The 16,426-nt window shown below is 67.8% G+C and carries 15 protein-coding genes and 1 tRNA gene; 7 read left to right on the forward strand and 9 right to left on the reverse strand.

What is annotated here, in order from left to right:
• The first annotated feature begins 88 nt into the window (after positions 1-88).
• Entirely contained in the window at positions 89-1,177 is a 1,089-nt protein-coding gene (locus ACIQTU_RS10745) for an agmatine/peptidylarginine deiminase (RefSeq protein WP_400546440.1), read from the forward strand.
• 33 nt (positions 1,178-1,210) lie between these two features.
• Here ACIQTU_RS10745 and mmsB read toward each other — a convergent pair whose 3' ends face one another.
• The 4 genes from mmsB to gor all read right to left on the reverse strand — a co-directional run bounded on the left by mmsB (position 1,211) and on the right by gor (position 5,189).
• On the reverse strand, positions 1,211-2,257 hold the full coding sequence (mmsB, locus tag ACIQTU_RS10750) for a 3-hydroxyisobutyrate dehydrogenase (protein ID WP_400546443.1): 1,047 nt from the start codon (positions 2,255-2,257) through the stop codon (positions 1,211-1,213).
• Positions 2,190-2,954 carry a class I SAM-dependent methyltransferase gene (locus ACIQTU_RS10755; RefSeq protein ID WP_400546446.1) on the reverse strand — a complete coding sequence of 255 codons (765 nt, stop codon included), beginning with the start codon at positions 2,952-2,954 and terminating at the stop codon, positions 2,190-2,192. Before ACIQTU_RS10755 ends, mmsB begins: the two co-directional genes overlap by 68 nt.
• A gap of 28 nt (positions 2,955-2,982) precedes the next feature.
• Positions 2,983-3,729, reverse strand: coding sequence for a class I SAM-dependent methyltransferase (locus ACIQTU_RS10760; protein WP_400546448.1), 747 nt, complete (start codon positions 3,727-3,729; stop codon positions 2,983-2,985).
• 77 nt (positions 3,730-3,806) lie between these two features.
• Positions 3,807-5,189, reverse strand: coding sequence for a glutathione-disulfide reductase (gor, locus tag ACIQTU_RS10765; RefSeq protein ID WP_400546451.1), 1,383 nt, complete (start codon positions 5,187-5,189; stop codon positions 3,807-3,809).
• A gap of 207 nt (positions 5,190-5,396) precedes the next feature.
• Here gor and ACIQTU_RS10770 point away from each other — a divergent pair, with 207 nt between their 5' ends.
• A complete protein-coding gene (locus ACIQTU_RS10770; RefSeq protein WP_400546454.1) occupies positions 5,397-6,359 on the forward strand; it encodes a hypothetical protein in 963 nt (320 codons plus the stop codon).
• A gap of 14 nt (positions 6,360-6,373) precedes the next feature.
• Here ACIQTU_RS10770 and rpiA read toward each other — a convergent pair whose 3' ends face one another.
• Both rpiA and glmU read right to left on the reverse strand, forming a co-directional pair.
• Entirely contained in the window at positions 6,374-7,057 is a 684-nt protein-coding gene (gene rpiA, locus ACIQTU_RS10775; RefSeq protein ID WP_400546457.1) for a ribose-5-phosphate isomerase RpiA, read from the reverse strand.
• On the reverse strand, positions 7,054-8,409 hold the full coding sequence (glmU, locus tag ACIQTU_RS10780) for a bifunctional UDP-N-acetylglucosamine diphosphorylase/glucosamine-1-phosphate N-acetyltransferase GlmU (RefSeq protein ID WP_400546460.1): 1,356 nt from the start codon (positions 8,407-8,409) through the stop codon (positions 7,054-7,056). The genes rpiA and glmU overlap by 4 nt, the downstream gene beginning before the upstream one ends.
• A 72-nt stretch (positions 8,410-8,481) precedes the next feature.
• Between glmU and ACIQTU_RS10785 the strand changes: the two genes are divergently transcribed.
• The 3 genes from ACIQTU_RS10785 (at position 8,482) to ACIQTU_RS10795 (ending at position 10,748) form a co-directional block, all read left to right on the forward strand.
• On the forward strand, positions 8,482-9,171 hold the full coding sequence (locus ACIQTU_RS10785; protein ID WP_400546463.1) for an HAD-IA family hydrolase: 690 nt from the start codon (positions 8,482-8,484) through the stop codon (positions 9,169-9,171).
• Between the two features lie 126 nt (positions 9,172-9,297).
• Positions 9,298-10,587: a dicarboxylate/amino acid:cation symporter gene (locus tag ACIQTU_RS10790; protein ID WP_400546466.1), complete on the forward strand. Its 1,290-nt coding sequence runs from the start codon at positions 9,298-9,300 to the stop codon at positions 10,585-10,587.
• An 86-nt stretch (positions 10,588-10,673) separates the two neighbouring features.
• Positions 10,674-10,748: transfer RNA gene (locus tag ACIQTU_RS10795), tRNA-Val, on the forward strand.
• Positions 10,749-10,806: 58 nt separating this feature from the next.
• Here ACIQTU_RS10795 and ACIQTU_RS10800 read toward each other — a convergent pair.
• On the reverse strand, positions 10,807-11,832 hold the full coding sequence (locus ACIQTU_RS10800; RefSeq protein ID WP_400546469.1) for an NADP-dependent oxidoreductase: 1,026 nt from the start codon (positions 11,830-11,832) through the stop codon (positions 10,807-10,809).
• 152 nt (positions 11,833-11,984) lie between these two features.
• Here ACIQTU_RS10800 and ACIQTU_RS10805 point away from each other — a divergent pair, with 152 nt between their 5' ends.
• A complete protein-coding gene (locus ACIQTU_RS10805) occupies positions 11,985-12,485 on the forward strand; it encodes a nuclear transport factor 2 family protein (RefSeq protein ID WP_400546472.1) in 501 nt (166 codons plus the stop codon).
• A gap of 2 nt (positions 12,486-12,487) precedes the next feature.
• Positions 12,488-13,645 (forward strand): 12-oxophytodienoate reductase, encoded by a 1,158-nt coding sequence (locus ACIQTU_RS10810; RefSeq protein WP_400546475.1) that lies wholly within the window; start codon positions 12,488-12,490, stop codon positions 13,643-13,645.
• A gap of 58 nt (positions 13,646-13,703) precedes the next feature.
• Here the strand turns inward: ACIQTU_RS10810 and ACIQTU_RS10815 are convergent, their stop codons facing one another.
• Together ACIQTU_RS10815 and ACIQTU_RS10820 are read right to left on the reverse strand one after the other, a co-directional pair.
• Positions 13,704-15,128, reverse strand: coding sequence for an aldehyde dehydrogenase family protein (locus ACIQTU_RS10815; protein ID WP_400546478.1), 1,425 nt, complete (start codon positions 15,126-15,128; stop codon positions 13,704-13,706).
• Positions 15,129-15,163: 35 nt separating this feature from the next.
• On the reverse strand, positions 15,164-16,402 hold the full coding sequence (locus ACIQTU_RS10820; protein ID WP_400546481.1) for an NAD(P)/FAD-dependent oxidoreductase: 1,239 nt from the start codon (positions 16,400-16,402) through the stop codon (positions 15,164-15,166).
• Positions 16,403-16,426: the final 24 nt, after the last annotated feature.

The raw sequence follows: 16,426 nt of genomic DNA on the forward strand, positions 1-16,426 counted from the left end.
GAGCCGGACAAAACGTCTCAACCCCTTAATTGATAACGGTTCTCATCATGCCTTGACCGCCTATATCAAGCGGCTAGTTTCCCGCCGCATGAACAGACGCCACCTGATCCAGACCGGACTCGCCGCCTTTGGAGCCGGAACGACGGGATGCGCCGCACCGCCCGCCGCCCCTCCTTCGCGCTATGAAATGCCGATGGAAAGCGCGCCCCACCTGCGCACCCTGATGCAGTGGCCGGTCAGCGTGGACGTCTATGGCGCGCGGGACCTCGCTGCGGTTCAGGCCAATATCGTCGCCATCGCCAACGCCATCAGCGAACACGAGCCGGTGGCCATGATGGCCGCGCCCGGCGCGCGCGGCCTGGATCGCGCGCAGTTCAGCAGAAGCGTCGAGGTCTGGGACATTCCCACCGACGACCTGTGGTGCCGCGACAGCGGACCGACCTTCGTCAAGGACGCCGCCGGAAATCTGGCCGTCGCCCACATCCGCTTCAACGGCTGGGGGAACAAGCAGCGCCATCGCAACGATGGTCAGATCGCCGCGCGGGTGGCCGAACGCCTGAGCCTGCCGTTGATCGACAGCGGCGTGATCGGGGAACAGGGCGGGCTGGAGCATGACGGCGCCGGGACCATGATGGCCCACGCCAGCTGCTGGGTGAACGCCAACCGCAATCCGGGCCTGAACGCCGATCAGATCGCCGAACGGCTGGGCAAGGCGCTGGGCGCGACCAAGATGATCTGGGCGCCAGGGATCAAGGGCGCGGACATCACCGACTATCACATCGACGCCCTGGCTCGATTCTCGGGGCCGGGACAGGTGCTGATCCAGATCGACGACGAGCTGGATCCCGAGGACCCGTGGTCCGCCGCCGCGCATCAGACCCTGGGCATTCTTGAACAGGCCACGGACGCGCGCGGTCGTGCGCTGGAGATCACCCGCCTGCCGGAACCGATCGACATTCGCGGGACGGGGGACGACTTCGTGTCCAGCTACGTCAACTACTACGTCTGCAACGGGGCGGTGATCGCGCCGCAGTTCGGCGACCGTCGCGCCGACGCCGAGGCGCGCGAGATTATCGCGGCCCTCTATCCGGGGCGCGAGGTCGTGCAGTTGAACATCGACGCCCTGGGCGCATCCGGCGGCGGCATCCACTGCGCCACGCAGCAGCAGCCGGCCTGACCCGAACGGTCAGGCCGCGCCGCCGATGGCGGCTTATTGAGCCAGCGTATCCAGCCGTCCGCGCAGCATCTGCACCATGGCGGAGAAGTCCTTGCCGCCGTAGCCGAGGCCGTTGAACAGGGCGTAGAGGGCCTCGGCCTGGGCGCCCAGCGGGGTCGTGGCGCCCGCCTTGGCGGCGGCGTCCTGGGCCAGTTTCAGATCCTTCAGCATCATGGCGGTGGCGAAGCCGCCTTCGTAGTCGCGGTTCGACGGGGCGGTCGGCACCGGGCCGGCCCAGGGGTAGTAGTTGCTGACGCTCCAGCACTGGCCCGAGGACTTGGAGGCGATCTCGAAGAAGCGTTCCGGCTCCAGACCCAGCTTCTCGGCCAGGGCGATGGCCTCGCATGTGCCGACCATGGAGATGCCCAGCAGCATGTTGTTGCAAATCTTGGCGGCCTGCCCTGCGCCGTGGTCGCCGGCGCGAATGGTGATGCGGCTCATGGGGTCCAGCGCCGGCTCGACGCGGGCGAAGTCGGCCTCGTCGCAGCCGACCATGAAGGCCAGGGTGCCGGCGTCGGCGGCGGCGGTGCCGCCCGAGACGGGGGCGTCGGCGAAGGCGTAACCCGCCTCCTTGGCCAGACCGGCGACCTTGCGCGCCGTCTCCACGTCAATGGTCGAGCAGTCCAGCAGCAGGGCGCTGGCCGGGGCCACGCCGATGATCTGTTCCGAATAGACGCTGAGCACGTGCGGGCCAGCGGGCAGCATGGTGATGACCACCTCGGCGTCCTTCACCGCCTCGGCGACCGAGGCGACCGTGCGGCACCCGGCCTCGGCGGCGCGTTCCAGCGCGGCGGGCGACAGGTCGAAGGCGGCGACGTCATGCCCGGCCTTGGCCTGATTGGCGGCCATGCCGCCGCCCATGTTGCCGAGACCGATGAAGGCGATGCGAGTCATCTGAAGCGTTTCCCTTATGGATTTTGCGGCAGGGTTAGCGCCCCCCGCTCCGCTTCGCCAGTCACCAAATCGAGACGGTTCAGCCCGGCTTTCTGAACCGCAGCATGAACTGGCTGGTGTGGCCGCGAACGGCGGGATCGAAGACATTGGCGGTCAGCGGATCGTCGGTCCGCACCAGCAGATCGCTGGCGCCGTCCAGCACGAAGCCCGCCGCCTCGACCTCGCGCCGCACCTGATCCACGTCGATGCGGTGCAGGGTGTCAGGCGCATAGGGCCCCGCCCCTGTCGCAGCGGCGTGGTCGATGATGACGTAGAGTCCGCCGGGCTTCAGCGCCCGATAGGCCGCGGCATTGACCTTGTCCGCCGTATCCTCGGGGAAGGCCGCCAAATGCAGGTCGTGATAGTTCTGGGCGGTGAAGATCAGGTCCAGGCCGCGCGGCCAGGCCGGATCGCCGATCGACCCGCTAAGCGCCTTGACGTTCTCCAGAGCAGCGGCGGCGGCCAGGGCCTCGGCGTAGCTGGCCTGAAAGCCGATGAACTCGGCCGGTTGCCAGGCGACGACCTGCCCCTCCGGGCCGACGGCGGCCGAGAACAGGCGGGTGAAGTAGCCGCCGCCCATGATCATGTCGCCGATCTTCTGACCCGGCTCGACCTGGGCGAAGGCCAGGGTGTCGGCGGCGTGGCGGGCCGCGTCGCGGTCCGTGTCGGCGGCGGTACGGATCGGGCTGGTCAGGGCGGCTTCGTATGTGTCCGACGCGCTCTGTGCCGACGCCCCCGAGACGAAGATCAGGGGCGCCGCCGTCGCCAGTGAGGTGGCAAGGATGAAAGCAAGGAAGGAACGCACGGCTACTCCTCCTGTGATTTCAGCCGGTTCAGCCCGGCTTTCTGAAGCGATAGACAAACTGGTCGGTCTTGCCGCGAATGGCCTCGTCAAAGACGTTCAACGTGTGGTCGTCCGCCGGGTTCGCAACGGCCGAGGTCTCGCCGTCGAAGACGAAGCCGGCGGCCTCGACCTCGCGGCGCAGTTGGGCGCCCTCGATGCGGTGCAGGGTCTCGACGGCGGTGTTGCCGGCGCCGGGCGCGGCCTGATGGTCGATGACCACGAACAGGCCGCCGGGCTTCAGCGCCTTGAAGATGTCGCCGTTCATTTTCGTCACGTCCACGCCGAACCGGGGGATGTGGAAGTCGTGGTATTCCTGGCTCATGAAGACCACGTCCAGCGGCGCGTCGAAGGTCATGGCGTCCAGGTCGCCGTTGACGCGGCTGACGTTGGGATAGGCGGCGACCAAGGCGTCGGCGCGCGGGTTCTCGCGTTCAGCGGTCTTGTTCGGCACGAAGGCGTAGACGTGACCGCCCTCGCCCACGACGCGCGCAAACAGGCGGGTGAAGTAGCCCGCGCCGGGGCGGATGTCGGCGACGCGCTGGCCTGGCTGGATCTGAGCGAAGGCGAGGATTTCGGCGGGATGCCGCAGCGGGTCGCGGGCGACCTCGTCGGCGGGGCGGAGCGGATCGGCGACGGCGCTCTGATAGGCGGCGGGCGCGGCGTTCTGGGCCAGAACCGGCGAAGCGGCGGCGACCAGCAGGGCCGACAGGGCGGCGGCGAGCAGACGGGACTTCATGGGGCTACCTCCGGGAAAGCTGGGCCGCATAAGGCGCGCGTCCGGAGCCGCTGGCAAGCGGCTCCGGACAGGAGGGATCAACCCGCCATCGACGTGGCCGACTGCTTCTCCTTCAGCGTCACCAGTTCCTCCGCCATGGTCGGGTGGACGGCGCAGGTGGCGTCCCACTGGGCCTTGGTCAGGCCCGCCTTCACGGCAATGGCGGCCAGCTGGATCATCTCGGGGCTTTCCGGGCCGACGACGTGGACGCCGACGACGCGCTGGCTGTCGGCGTCGACCACCAGCTTCATCAGCACCCGCTCGTCCGAGCCGGTGAAGGCGTACTTCATCGGCCGGAAGCGGGTCACATAGACATCGACGCCATTCGTGCAGGCGCGGCGAGCCTCGTGTTCAGTCAGGCCGACGACGCCGACCGGCGGCTGGCTGAAGACGGCGGTGGCGACGGCTTCATAGTCGAAGTGCTGCGGGTTGTTCTTGTAGACCGTCTCGTGGAAGGCGACGGCCTCGCGGATGGCGACCGGCGTCAGGTTCATCCGGTCGGTCACGTCGCCGATGGCCCAGATGTTGTCCGCCGAGGTCCTGGAATACGGATCGACGGCGATGGCGCCCTCGTCGTTCAGTTCGACGCCCGCGTTCTCCAGGCCCAGCCCCTTGACGTAGGGGACCCGGCCGGTGGCGAACATGACCACGTCGGTTTCCAGCGTCATGCCGTTGCCCAGGTGGTTGACCAGGCCGCTTTCGGTCTTCTCGATCGACGCGTGCTGGCAGCCCAGGATGACCTTGATCCCGCGCTTCTCGATCTCGCCCGCCAGATGGGCGCGCACATCGTCGTCAAAGCCGCGCAGGATGTTCGGGCCGCGATAGATCAGGGTGGTCTCGACGCCCAGACCGGCGAAGATGCCCGCGAACTCGACGGCGATGTAGCCGCCGCCCGCGATCAGGATACGCTTGGGCAGTTCCGGCAGGTGGAAGGCTTCTTCGGACGTGATGGCGTGCTCGACGCCCGGCAGTTCCTCGGGCTTCCACGGACGGCCGCCGGTGGCGATCAGGATCTTCTCGGCGGTGAAGGTCTGGTTTTTGCCGACGATCTCGACGGTGTGGGCGTCCTTCATCACGGCGCGGCCGTGGACCAGATCGACGCCCGCCTTGCCCAGGTTGGCGGCGTAGATGCCCGACAGGCGGGCGATCTCGACGTCCTTGGCCTGAAGGAAGGTCGGCCAGTCGAATGTCGCATTGTCGAACGACCACCCATAGCCCTCGGCGATCTCCAGCGCATGGCTGACTTCCGAGGCCATGACCATGAACTTCTTGGGCACGCAGCCGCGGATGACGCAGGTGCCGCCGACGCGATATTCCTCGGCCACGGCCACCTTCTTGCCGCCCAGAGCCGTCAGCCGCGCGGCGCGCACCCCGCCCGAACCGGCGCCGATGACGAAGAGGTCGTAGTCGTATTGGGTCATGAGAAACTCCGCGCCGCAGGCCCCGGCGACGCTGCATGGCATGTGTAACGAGAAGTCGTGCCGGACGGCGACTGCCGTCCAGTTAGGCGGCGTGTGGACGACAGACAAGCCACGGGCACCGCGCCCGCACACACGCGGACGATTTGACGCTTGGCGCCTCGCAACCCTACATTCAGAGAACATCGATAACCCGAACGGAGACTCGCTATGATTGCGCTCACCCTGGCTGCACTGCTGTCAGCGACCCCTGTTCAGGACGCGCCCGCCACCAGGGCAACGCCGGCAGCCGAGGAATCGCCCGTCCGCCTTGAGGACGTCGAAGTCTCGGGACGCACCCTGGATGACATGATCAATAATTTCGTCGGCTCCGTCGCGGCCCCCAACCCAAATCGGAGTCTGGCGCGGTGGCGCGGCGGAATTTGCATCGGCGCCGCCAATTTCGATCCTGAAACCGCCCAGTATCTGGTGGACCGGATATCCACCGTGGCCAGCGATCTTGACCTGAGGGCCGGCGCTCCAGGCTGCACACCAAACGTAATTGTAATCGCCGCCAGCGACGCCGACGCCTTTTCACAAACGCTGGCCCAACGGTACGAGCGTGTCTTGCGGGTCAACGGCGTGGGCATGGACCGTGGCCGCGCCGCCTTCGCGGAGTTTCAGTCGTCCGACCGGCCGGTGCGATGGTGGCAGGTCAGCATGCCTGTGAATGCCGATACCGGCGAACGCGCCACCCGTATCCTGGGCGAGTGCGAAGGGACCTGTGGCGGCGGTAGCGCCGGCGGCGATATCTATTCCTACGCCCCGACCACAAAGGTCACAGCCTCACGTCTGAGTACGCAAATCGTCGACGACATTTTCAGAACCGTTGTCGTCGTGGACACCCGCCAACTGGCAAACGTGCAGACCCAGCAACTGGCTGACTATATCGCCATGGTCACCTTCGCACAGATCGATCCTAACGCGGACACCAGCCGCTATGCGTCGATCCTGAACGTCTTCGATGAGCCCGACAGCGTCACGAGCCTCACCGAATGGGACAAGGCCTATCTGACGGGACTCTACAAGACTGAGCGGACCCGCAAGAATCTCAGTTCGGCGCGCACCGAGATCGCCTCATCGATCCGACGCGCCCACGAACGCCTGCGCACCGAAGAGCAGTCTGAGGACTAGCCCGCAAGCGGGGCCTAGGGATTGAGCGTCTCCACGCCCTCGTCCGTGCCGATGACAGCCAGGTCGGTGAGGTCCAGGAAGAGGCCGTGCTCGACCACGCCGGTCAGGCTCTTGAGGTCGGCGGCGAGGCGGGCCGGGTCGTTGATGACCTTGCAGGCCGCGTCGTAGATCAGGTTGCCGCCGTCGGTACGGATCAGGCCGCGGTCGGCCTGACGGACGCGGGCGGGCATGGGGATGTCATGGTCGGCCAGGACGTCGGCGATGCGGTTAGCCGTGGTCTTGTGGCCGAAGGCGACGACCTCGATCGGCAGGGGGAAGGTTCCCAGCGCCGGAACCACCTTGGCTGCGTCGGCGATGCAGATGCAGCGTCCGGACGCCTCCCACACCAGCTTCTCGCGCAGCAGAGCCGCGCCGCCGCCCTTGATGAGGGCCAGGCCTGGGCCGATCTCGTCGGCGCCGTCGACGGTCAGATCGATGCGGGGGGTGTCCTCCAGCGTCGACAGGGTCAGGCCCAGTTCGCGCGCCAGATCAGCGGTGCGTTCCGACGTGGGGACGCAGCGCAGGTCCGGCAGGTTGCGCGCCGCCAGGGCCTTGACGAACCAGGCGGCGGTGGAGCCGGTGCCCAGCCCGACCACCATGCCGGCCTCGACGTAGGCGGCGGCGGCTTCGCCGGCGTTCTTCTTCTGCTGATCGCTCATTGGGATTTCGCCGCCTTCTTTGCGCGCATCGTGTCCATGAAGCGGGCGGCCCAGCCCGGCTTGGTCGCCTGTTCGGCGCGGCCCAAGGCCAGATCGCCCGGCGCGACGTCTTTCGTGACCACGGACCCGGAGCCGACCATGGCGCCCGCGCCGATGGTCACTGGCGCGACCAGCGACGAGTTGGAGCCGACGAAGGCCCCCTCGCCCACCGTGGTGCGGTGTTTAAAGAAGCCGTCGTAGTTACAGAAGATGGTGCCCGCGCCGATGTTGGCTTTCGCCCCCACATGGCCGTCGCCCAAATAGGCCAGATGGTTGGCCTTGGCGCCCGCCTCCATGCGGACGTTCTTGACCTCGACGAAGTTGCCGATCTTGACCCCCTCGCCCAGGTCCGCGCCGGGGCGCAGGCGGGCGTAGGGGCCGACCTCGGCCTTGCTGGCGGCCCTGGCGCCCTCGATGTGGCTGAAGCTGCGGATGCGCGCGCCCTCGGCCACGACCGCGCCGGGGCCGAAAACGACGAAGGGCTCGATGGTCGTGCCGGCGCCAACTTCAGTGTCCCAGGCGAAGTGGACGGTGTCAGGGGCCGACATGGTGACGCCCGCCGCCAGGAAGTGCTCACGCTGGGTCTGCTGGAACAGGGCCTCGGCCTGGGCCAGTTCGGACTGGGCGTTGACGCCCATGACCGAGTCTTCGGCGGCGAAGACGGCGCGGGTCGGGGCGCCGCGTTTGCGGGCCAGCTCGACCACGTCGGTCAGGTAGTATTCGCCCTTGGCGTTGTCGTTCTTCACCTCGGCCAGCAGGTCGAACAGCAGGCCGACCGGGGCGGCCATGACGCCGGAGTTGCAGGCGGTGACGGCCAGAACCTCGGCTGAGGCCTCCTTGGCCTCGGTGATGGCCAACAGGTCGTCGCCTTGCAGGATCAGGCGGCCATAGGCGCCGGGGTCGCGGGCCTCGAAGCCGATGACGGTGACGCCTTCGTGTGTGTCAGCGAAAACCGGCTCGATGTCGGCGGCCTTCAGCAGGGGCACGTCGCCGTAGGTCACGACCACATGGCCGATGAAGTCACCCAAGACGGCCTCAGCGGCGCGCACCGCGTGGCCGGTGCCGAGCGGCGGGTCCTGAACGGCGATGGAGTCTTCGCCGAGACGCTTTTCGACGTGGGCGCGGACCTCCGGCGAATGGCTACCGACCACGACCACGATGCGCTCGCAGCCCAGAGCCTCGGCGGCGTCGATGGCGTGATCCAGCATGGCGCGCTGGCCGACGGGGTGCAGAACCTTGGGCAGCGGCGACTTCATCCGCGTCCCCTGCCCGGCGGCAAGGATAATGGCGGCGCGAGGATGTGGTGCGGTCATGAATCGATCCGGCGGCTTGTCGTCCTGCGCGATCTAGCCCATTGCCGGGGCCTGCGCGAGCCGGGAGACGACATGAGCACTGAACGCGACCTGCAAGGCTGGACCATCGCCTTCGACCTGGACGGGACCCTGGTGGACTCGGCGCCCGATCTGATCGGCACGCTGAACCGGATGCTGGCGCAATATGACCTGCCGCCCGTGCCCATGTCCTCGGCCCGGCATCTGGTCGGGCATGGGGCCATGGCCCTGCTGCGTCACGGCTTCATGGAGGCGGGCGCCGCCTGGGACGAGGCCCATGCGCCCGGCCTGTTCGAGCGCTTCATCGAAGACTATCTGGCCCACATCGCCGACGAGAGCGTCGTGTTTGACGGCGTGGTGCCGGCGCTGGAGCGGCTGGCCGCGCGCGGCGCCATCCTGTGCGTCGCCACCAACAAGCGCACCGACCTGTCCGTCGCCCTGATCGAGGCGCTGGATCTGACCAGGCATTTCGCCTTCATCGCCGGGCCGGACGCGGTCTCGGCCCGCAAGCCCAGCGGGGCGCATATCCGTGAGGCGGTGCAAAAGGCCGGCGGCGATCCGGCGCGGTGCGTCATGGTCGGCGACAGCACCACCGACACCAAGGCGGCCAGCGACGCCGGCGTGGCCTGCATCGTCGTCGGCTTTGGCTACAACGACGTACCGCGCGAGGACCTGGGCGGGGATGTGGTGATCGACCACTACGACGGGTTCGAGGCGGCGCTGGCCGAGGTGATGGCGGGGTAAGCCCCCTTACAGAGAAGGAAAACTAAAAACTCAGACAGAACTTCTCAGCGTCAATCGCTCCCGTTGCGGTTGCCGTCACCTCTTGCGCCAAACACATAGAACGACCGCTCCTCCCCAAAGGTCGTCATGTTTCGTCGCTTCTTCGCTATCCCGCTCTGGCAGCGCACCGCCGCCGGTTTCGCCCTGGGCATCCTTGCCGGCCTGATCCTGCGCGAGCAGGCGACGGTCTGGCTGCAGCCGATCGGCGACGTCTATCTGAACCTGATCCGCATGGTGGTGGCGCCGCTCGTGCTGTTCACCATCGCCAGTTCGATAGCCAAGCTGGGCGAAGGGGTCGGCGCGGTGCGGCTGGGGGTGCGGACCATCGTCTGGTTCGCCATCACCTCCCTGCTGGCGGTTCTGGTCGGCTTTGCGTTCGGTCACATCATCAATCCGGGCGTCGGTCTGGCCGACCTGCCGCTGGGCGAGGTGAAGGAAAGGGTGATCCCGACGCCGCTGCAGGTACTGCTGGGCGTTGTCCCGACCAACCCCTTCGCCTCTCTGGCCGAGGGCAAGGTGCTGCAGATCATCTTCTTCTCGGCCCTGATGGGGGCGGCGCTGGTGGCGTTGGGCGACCGGGCGCAGACGGCGCGCCGGCTGGTGGACGAAGGCGCGGCCCTGGTGTTTCGCATCACCCGCTGGGTGATCCAATTGACGCCGTTCGGGGTGTTCGGCCTGATCGGCTCGGTCGTCGGCGGCTATGGCTGGGAGGCGCTGCTGCCGCTGGGCAAGTTCATCTTCGCCATCTATGCGGCCTGCCTGTTCCACATCCTGATCGTCTATTCGGGCCTGCTGAAGTTGCACGGCCTGAAGATCCGCAGCTTCTTCCGCGGGGCATTTGCGGCCCAGCAGACGGCCTTCGCCACATCATCCTCGCTGGGCACCCTGCCCATCACCCTGCGCCAGACGGTCGAGCGTCTGGGCGTGCCCCAGGCCTATGCCGCCTTCGCCGTGCCTCTGGGCGCCAATGTGAAGATGGACGGCTGCGGGGCCATCTATCCGGCCATCGCCTCGATCTTCATCGCCCAGTATTTCAGCATCGACCTGAGCCTGACCCAGTACGTGCTGATCGGCCTGACGGCGGTGCTGGGGTCGCTGGGCACGGCGGGCGTGCCCGGCACCTCCATCGTCATGCTGACCCTGACCCTGTCGACGGCAGGTCTGCCGCTGGAAGGCATCGGCTACATCGTCGCCATCGACCGGATCATCGACATGATGCGCACCGCCACCAACGTCACCGGCCAGATGCTGGTCCCGGTTCTGGTCGCCAGAGAGGAAGGCATCCTGAACGAGGACATCTACAACGGTCACGTCGCCTGGCTGCCCGGCGATCCCGAAGCGGAAACGCCGGAAGGCGTGCGCGCGGCGGGTATTTGATCAAAGAGGCTTGCCGTCGTCGGAATCGCGGGCTACATCGCGCCTCCCGACGGCCCAAGCCTTTCTGATTTGGTCGTTACTGCGCTGGACGCGTAGCTCAGCGGGAGAGCACCTCGTTCACACCGAGGGGGTCACAGGTTCAATCCCTGTCGCGTCCACCATCCTTTTCCAGCCCATACCCCAATGACGACCCTTTCGGCGTCGACGGCCTGACCGTGCCTATTCGACCCGAAGCAACTGCTTGCCCTGACTGGCGCTGCTGAAGAGGCGCAGAAAGGTTGCGGGGATGGCTTCAAAGCCCTGCTGGATGTCAACACGATAGCGGAGTTGGCCGGCGCGCAGCCAAGCTGTCAGTTCGGCCCTCGCGGCGGGAACATGATCCATGTGGTCCAGCAGGATGAAGCCGCGCATCTCAGCCCTCTGGGCGATCAGGCGCGACAGATTGCGTGGCCCAGGCGCTGGCGTCACGTCGTTGTAGCCAGAGATTGCGCCGCACAGGACGATACGGCCAAAGCGCGCGATGTGGGCGATCCCGGCCTCAAGGGTTTCGCCGCCGACGTTGTCGAAAAACAGATCGATCCCGTTGGGGGCCAGAGCTGCCAGCCGCTCGGCGACATCCCCGTTGCGATAATCGATGGCGGCGTCGGCGCCGTAGTCCTTGACCAGCCAGCGGCATTTCTCGGCGCCGCCTGCGATGCCAATGACGCGCGCCCCCCTCAGCCGCGCGATCTGCACCGCCACGGACCCGACCGCTCCCGCAGCGCCCGAGACCAGGACCGTGTCGCCGGCGCGAAGCCCCCCGACCTGATTCAGACCGACATGGGCGGTCAGGCTGGCCCCGCCGAGCACGCCCAGCGCCTCTTCCGGCGTCACGTCGGGCGCGACGAGGACCGGCGCAGGTTCGCCCCTCAGCGCAACGACAGAATAGTCCTGCCAGCTGAACAGGCCGCGCACCACGGCGCCTTCGGGATAGACGGGATTGCGGGATGCAACCACGCGCGCCGCCGCGCTGCCGCGCACAGGCTCGCCGATGGCGATGGGCGGCATATAGCTGGCGCCCTCGTCCATCCAGCCGCGCTGGGCCGGATCAAAGCCGATCATCAGGGTGCGGATCAGAATTTCACCCGCCGCCAGGTCGGGAACCGGCACAGGGCCGTCGCGGCGCGCGAAATCCTCGACACGCACCTGACCAATCGGACGGCGCGCGAGCACCCATTGGCGATTGATGCGGTCAACGGCAGGCATGGCGCGGCTCCGGCTCGATGGCGATGCGCGCACTATCCGGGTGTCGGCCCGACGCTGCCAGTCGCCCAGCCTCAACACAGCGTTTCCCGCGAGCTGGCTAATCATCGACGCGGAATGACGGATGCTACGGACAAACTGCACCGGGGTCCGTCATGTCCGAAACCGAAGCCCGCCTCGCCCGACTGGAAGCGCAGCTTCAGGCGCTGCAGGACCATGTGGCCGTCTGCCAGGTCATCGCCCGCTACGGCCCTCAGGCCGACACCGCCGATACCCATGAGCGTGGGCTGAAGGTCGGGACGCTGTGGGCCGAGGACGGCGTCTATGAACTGGCCGAAGGTTGGGCGGGTCAGGGGCCGGATGGGATCGCCGGGCTGCTGGACAACGACGTGCACCGCGCCCTGGTCCGCGACGGCGCCGCCCACATTCCCAGTTCGCCCCATGTAACGCTCGACGGCGACCGGGCTACGGCGGTCAACTATTCGCGTGTCTACAAGCATGTGGACGGGGCCTTCGTCGTCTGGCGGGTCTCGGTCAACCACTGGACGCTGGCGCGCACGGACGACGGCTGGAAGGTGCTGCGGCGGGTCAACCGCCTGCTGGACGGCTCCGACGAGGCCCGCGCCGTGCTGCGCACCATCGATCAGGCGGCCTGATCATGGACATGAAGGTCGACGCCCCGGTCCAGACGGATGTCCTGTTCACGCCGCTGACGATCCGTAAGCTGACGCTGGCCAACCGCATCGTCATGTCGCCGATGACGCGCTACTTCTCGCCGGGCGGCGTTCCGGGCGAGGACGTGGCCGCCTATTATCGCCGTCGGGCCGAGGGCGGCGCCGGGCTGATCGTCACCGAGGGCGTGGGCGTGGATCATCCCTCCGCCGTCGACGACCCGGCCATTCCCCACATGCACGGCACGGCCGCGCTGAACGGTTGGCGGCGGGTCGTGTCCGAGGTCCACGCAGCGGGCGGACGCATCTTTCCCCAGTTGTGGCATCAGGGGCCGTTGCGCGATCCGTCACGTTCCCTGCGTCCCGACCTGATCGGCGCGCGGCCCTCGGGACATTGGGGTAGGCCGGGCCACACCTCCTATGGCGACGACTATGTGGACGCCATGCGGGCGCCCACCGAGCCCATGACGACCGCCGAGATCAAGGCCGTGATCGCCGCCTTCGCCGAGGCTGCGCGCAACGCGATGGCGGTCGGTTTCGACGGCATCGCCCTGCACGCCGGGCATGGCTATCTGATCGACAGCTTCCTGTGGGCCGATACCAATCTGAGAACCGACGCCTATGGCGGCGACGCGGCCCGTCGCGCGGCCTTCGGCGCCGAGATCGTGGCGGGGGTGCGGGCCGAGATCGGAAACGCGCCGATCATGTTCCGCTTCTCGCAGCATAAGCAGCAGGACTATGGCGCCCAGCTCGGAAGCACGCCCGACGAACTGGGCGCCCTGCTAAAACCACTGGCCCAGAGCGGCGTCGATCTGTTCGACGCCAGCGGACGACACTTCGACCGCCCCGCCTTCGAAGGCTCGCCTCTGTCGCTGGCGGGCTGGACGCGCCGCCTGACGGGCAAACCTACCGTGGCCATCGGCGGCATCGGCCTGGGCAATGGTCTGGGCGAAACCCTGAGCGGCAGCAGCGAGACGAAACCGCTCGACAATCTGGACGCTGTGCGCGACGCCATCGCGCGCGGCGAGTTCGATCTTGCGGGCGTGGGCCGCGCCATCCTGAACGACCCGCAGTGGCCGCAGCGGGTCAGAACAGGCCAGCCCGCCCTGCCCTTCGACCGCGCCAACCTGCGCCGTCTGGCCTGACCAAGAGAAACGGCGCCGCCCAGAAGGGCGACGCCGTCTGTTCGTCTGCGGTCGCGGCTCAGGCGTAGCCGAGCGTGGCCTTGACCTCGAGGAACTCCGCGAAGGCGTGATCGCCCCATTCGCGGCCGTTGCCCGACTGCTTGAAGCCGCCGAAGGGCGCCATCAGGTCCGGCCCGGCGCCGTTGAGGATCACCTGACCGGCGCGCAACTGACGCGCGACCTTGCGCGCCCGGTCGATGTCGCCCGACTGCACATAGGCGGCCAGGCCGTAGACGGTATCGTTGGCCATCGCGACCGCCTCGTCCTCGCTGTCATAGGGAATGATCGACAGGACGGGGCCGAAGATCTCCTCGCGCGCGATGGTCGCGTCCGGGTCTACGTCGGCGAAGACGGTGGGCTTGACGAAATAGCCGGCGGTCAGACCCTCGGGGCGGCCGACGCCGCCCGTAACCAGGGTCGCGCCCTCTTCGATCCCCTTGGCGATCAGGCTCTGGATCTTGTTCCACTGCACGTCCGACACCACCGGCCCCAGGGTGACGTCGCCGGTCGGATCACCGACGGTCAGCCCCTCGGCCGCGGCCTTGGCGGCGGCCTTGGCCTCGTCCATGCGGGCGCGGGGGACCAGCATCCGCGTGGGGGCGTTACACGACTGGCCGCTGTTGTTCATGATGCGGGCCACGCCCGCCGCCACAGCCGCCGTAATGTCGGCGTCGTCCAGAATGATGTTGGCCGACTTGCCGCCCAGTTCCTGATGCACGCGCTTGATGGTGGGGGCGGCGTTCCGGGCCACCTCGACGCCTGCGCGGGTCGAGCCGGTGAAGCTGACCATGTCCACGCCGGAGTGGCTGGACAGGGCCGCGCCGACACCCGGCCCGTCGCCGTTGATCATGTTGAACACGCCCGCAGGGACGCCCGCCGCGTCCATTATCTCGGCCCACAGAAGACCCGACAGGGGCGCGACCTCGGACGGCTTCAGCACCATGGTGCAGCCGACGGCCAAAGCCGGGGCGACCTTGCAGCCGATCTGGTTCGACGGCCAGTTCCACGGGGTAATGAAGGCGCAGACGCCGATCGGCTCGCGGCTGATCAGGGTAGCGCCGCGCGGCGCCTCCTCGAAGGCGTAGTCCTTGAGCACCGCAATCGCCGTGCTCAAGTGGGCCACGCCCATATAGGCTTGGGCGTTGCGCGCCAGAGCGGCGGGGGCCCCCATCTCGGCGGTGATGGCCCGGGCCATCTCGTCCTGACGGCGGACATACTCAGCCAGGATGGCTTCCAGCAGGTCAATCCGCTCCTGCCTTGAGGTGCGGCTGAAGCTGGCGAATGCGCGCTGCGCCGCCTGGACCGCCCGGTCCACGTCCTCGGCTGCACCCAGACTGATGCGAGCGATCGGCTGCTCGGTCGCCGGATTGATGACGTCCAGCGTGCGCGGCGCCACGGGATCGACCCAGGCGCCGTCGATGTAGAATTTCAGATGGTCGGTCATGGCGTCTCCAGAGACGGTGAAATCGGTCAGGTCGGTTACAGGGCGACGCTCTTCATCGGCGTAGCACGGTCGGCCAGCCGCTCACGACAAACCGGCGTGCGGCGGCCGATCAACTGGCGTCCGACCAGAAATTCCCCGGGCGCGTTGACGGCCTCGACCGCCCGGATCACGTCACCGGCCATGTGGAACAGGGCGAAGCCCGGCGCGCCGGGATCGCCGCGCACGACCATGTCGTCACAGCCGACCGGCACGCCCGCGATCTGCAGCTTGAGATCATACTGGTCCGACCAGAACCATGGCGTCTCGGGCTCCGGCGCCGGGCGGCCGGTGATGGCGGCAGCGGCCTGACGGGCCTGCTCCAGTGCATTGGGCACGCTTTCCAGCCGCATGACCGTGTCATAGAGCGGCATAGGACGCCGGGTCACATCGCCGATGGCGAAGATCGCCGGATCGCTGGTCCGCGCCGCCAGATCGACCAGGATCCCGTCCTGACAGTCCAGCCCCGCCGCCCGCGCCAGTTCGTCGTTGGGCACGGCCCCGACCCCGACCAGAACCACGTCGCAATCCAGCACAGAACCATCGGCCAAACGCACGCCCCTGACCCGACCGTCCTCGCCGATCAGACGTTCGACCGCGGCGTCGAGAATGAAATGCACCCCGCGTTCCCGGTGATAGTCCTGGAAGAAGCGCGACAGGACGGGACAGGCCACGCGGGCCAGAATCCGGCTCTCGCGTTCCAGAATGACGACCTCGGCGCCGAGCGCCCGCGCGGACGCCGCCGCCTCCAGCCCGACATAGCCGCCACCGATCACCGCCAGCCGCTTCACGCGGTGACGCTGCGACGACAGCGCCGCCTTCAACGCCTCGGCGTCGGCGGCGGTGCGCAGGACCATGACGCCGTTCAGATCGGCGCCTTCGATCGGCAGCAGACGCGCCCGCGCGCCGGTGGCCAGGATCAGATGGTCATAGGGGATGGTTTCGCCGTCGCTCAGGCGCACCGCCCGCGTGGCGCGGTCGAGGGCTGCGACCGTCTGCGACAGGCGCAGGTCGACGCCGTTGTCGGCGTACCATTCCGGGGCCTTGAGCCGCAGGCTGTCGCCGTCGGCCTCGCCTTTCAGCCAGGCCTTGGACAGGGGCGGTCTTTGGTAGGGGCCCAGCGGCTCGTCGCCGATCAGGATGACGGCGCCCGCATGGCCGTACTGACGCAACAGGGCGGCGGCGGTCCCGCCGGCGTGTCCGGCGCCGACGATGACGATAGGCGCGCTGTCGCTCATGGGTCTGATTCTACTGGGAATATC

This window comes from Brevundimonas sp. NPDC090276, from assembly GCF_044772165.1.
GTDB lineage: Bacteria > Pseudomonadota > Alphaproteobacteria > Caulobacterales > Caulobacteraceae > Brevundimonas.

What these genes read in the sequence shown, in the direction of transcription:
- glmU (WP_400546460.1), bottom strand. Translation starts at nt 8,409, where the DNA reads ATGACCGCACCACATCCTCGCGCCGCCATTATCCTTGCCGCCGGGCAG.
- ACIQTU_RS10805 (WP_400546472.1), top strand. Translation starts at nt 11,985, where the DNA reads ATGTCCGAAACCGAAGCCCGCCTCGCCCGACTGGAAGCGCAGCTTCAG.
- ACIQTU_RS10800 (WP_400546469.1), bottom strand. Translation starts at nt 11,832, where the DNA reads ATGCCTGCCGTTGACCGCATCAATCGCCAATGGGTGCTCGCGCGCCGT.
- ACIQTU_RS10820 (WP_400546481.1), bottom strand. Translation starts at nt 16,402, where the DNA reads ATGAGCGACAGCGCGCCTATCGTCATCGTCGGCGCCGGACACGCCGGC.
- ACIQTU_RS10760 (WP_400546448.1), bottom strand. Translation starts at nt 3,729, where the DNA reads ATGAAGTCCCGTCTGCTCGCCGCCGCCCTGTCGGCCCTGCTGGTCGCC.
- ACIQTU_RS10810 (WP_400546475.1), top strand. Translation starts at nt 12,488, where the DNA reads ATGGACATGAAGGTCGACGCCCCGGTCCAGACGGATGTCCTGTTCACG.
- ACIQTU_RS10745 (WP_400546440.1), top strand. Translation starts at nt 89, where the DNA reads ATGAACAGACGCCACCTGATCCAGACCGGACTCGCCGCCTTTGGAGCC.
- mmsB (WP_400546443.1), bottom strand. Translation starts at nt 2,257, where the DNA reads ATGTCTTCGATCCCGCCGTTCGCGGCCACACCAGCCAGTTCATGCTGC.
- gor (WP_400546451.1), bottom strand. Translation starts at nt 5,189, where the DNA reads ATGACCCAATACGACTACGACCTCTTCGTCATCGGCGCCGGTTCGGGC.
- ACIQTU_RS10770 (WP_400546454.1), top strand. Translation starts at nt 5,397, where the DNA reads ATGATTGCGCTCACCCTGGCTGCACTGCTGTCAGCGACCCCTGTTCAG.
- ACIQTU_RS10785 (WP_400546463.1), top strand. Translation starts at nt 8,482, where the DNA reads ATGAGCACTGAACGCGACCTGCAAGGCTGGACCATCGCCTTCGACCTG.
- ACIQTU_RS10790 (WP_400546466.1), top strand. Translation starts at nt 9,298, where the DNA reads ATGTTTCGTCGCTTCTTCGCTATCCCGCTCTGGCAGCGCACCGCCGCC.
- ACIQTU_RS10815 (WP_400546478.1), bottom strand. Translation starts at nt 15,128, where the DNA reads ATGACCGACCATCTGAAATTCTACATCGACGGCGCCTGGGTCGATCCC.
- rpiA (WP_400546457.1), bottom strand. Translation starts at nt 7,057, where the DNA reads ATGAGCGATCAGCAGAAGAAGAACGCCGGCGAAGCCGCCGCCGCCTAC.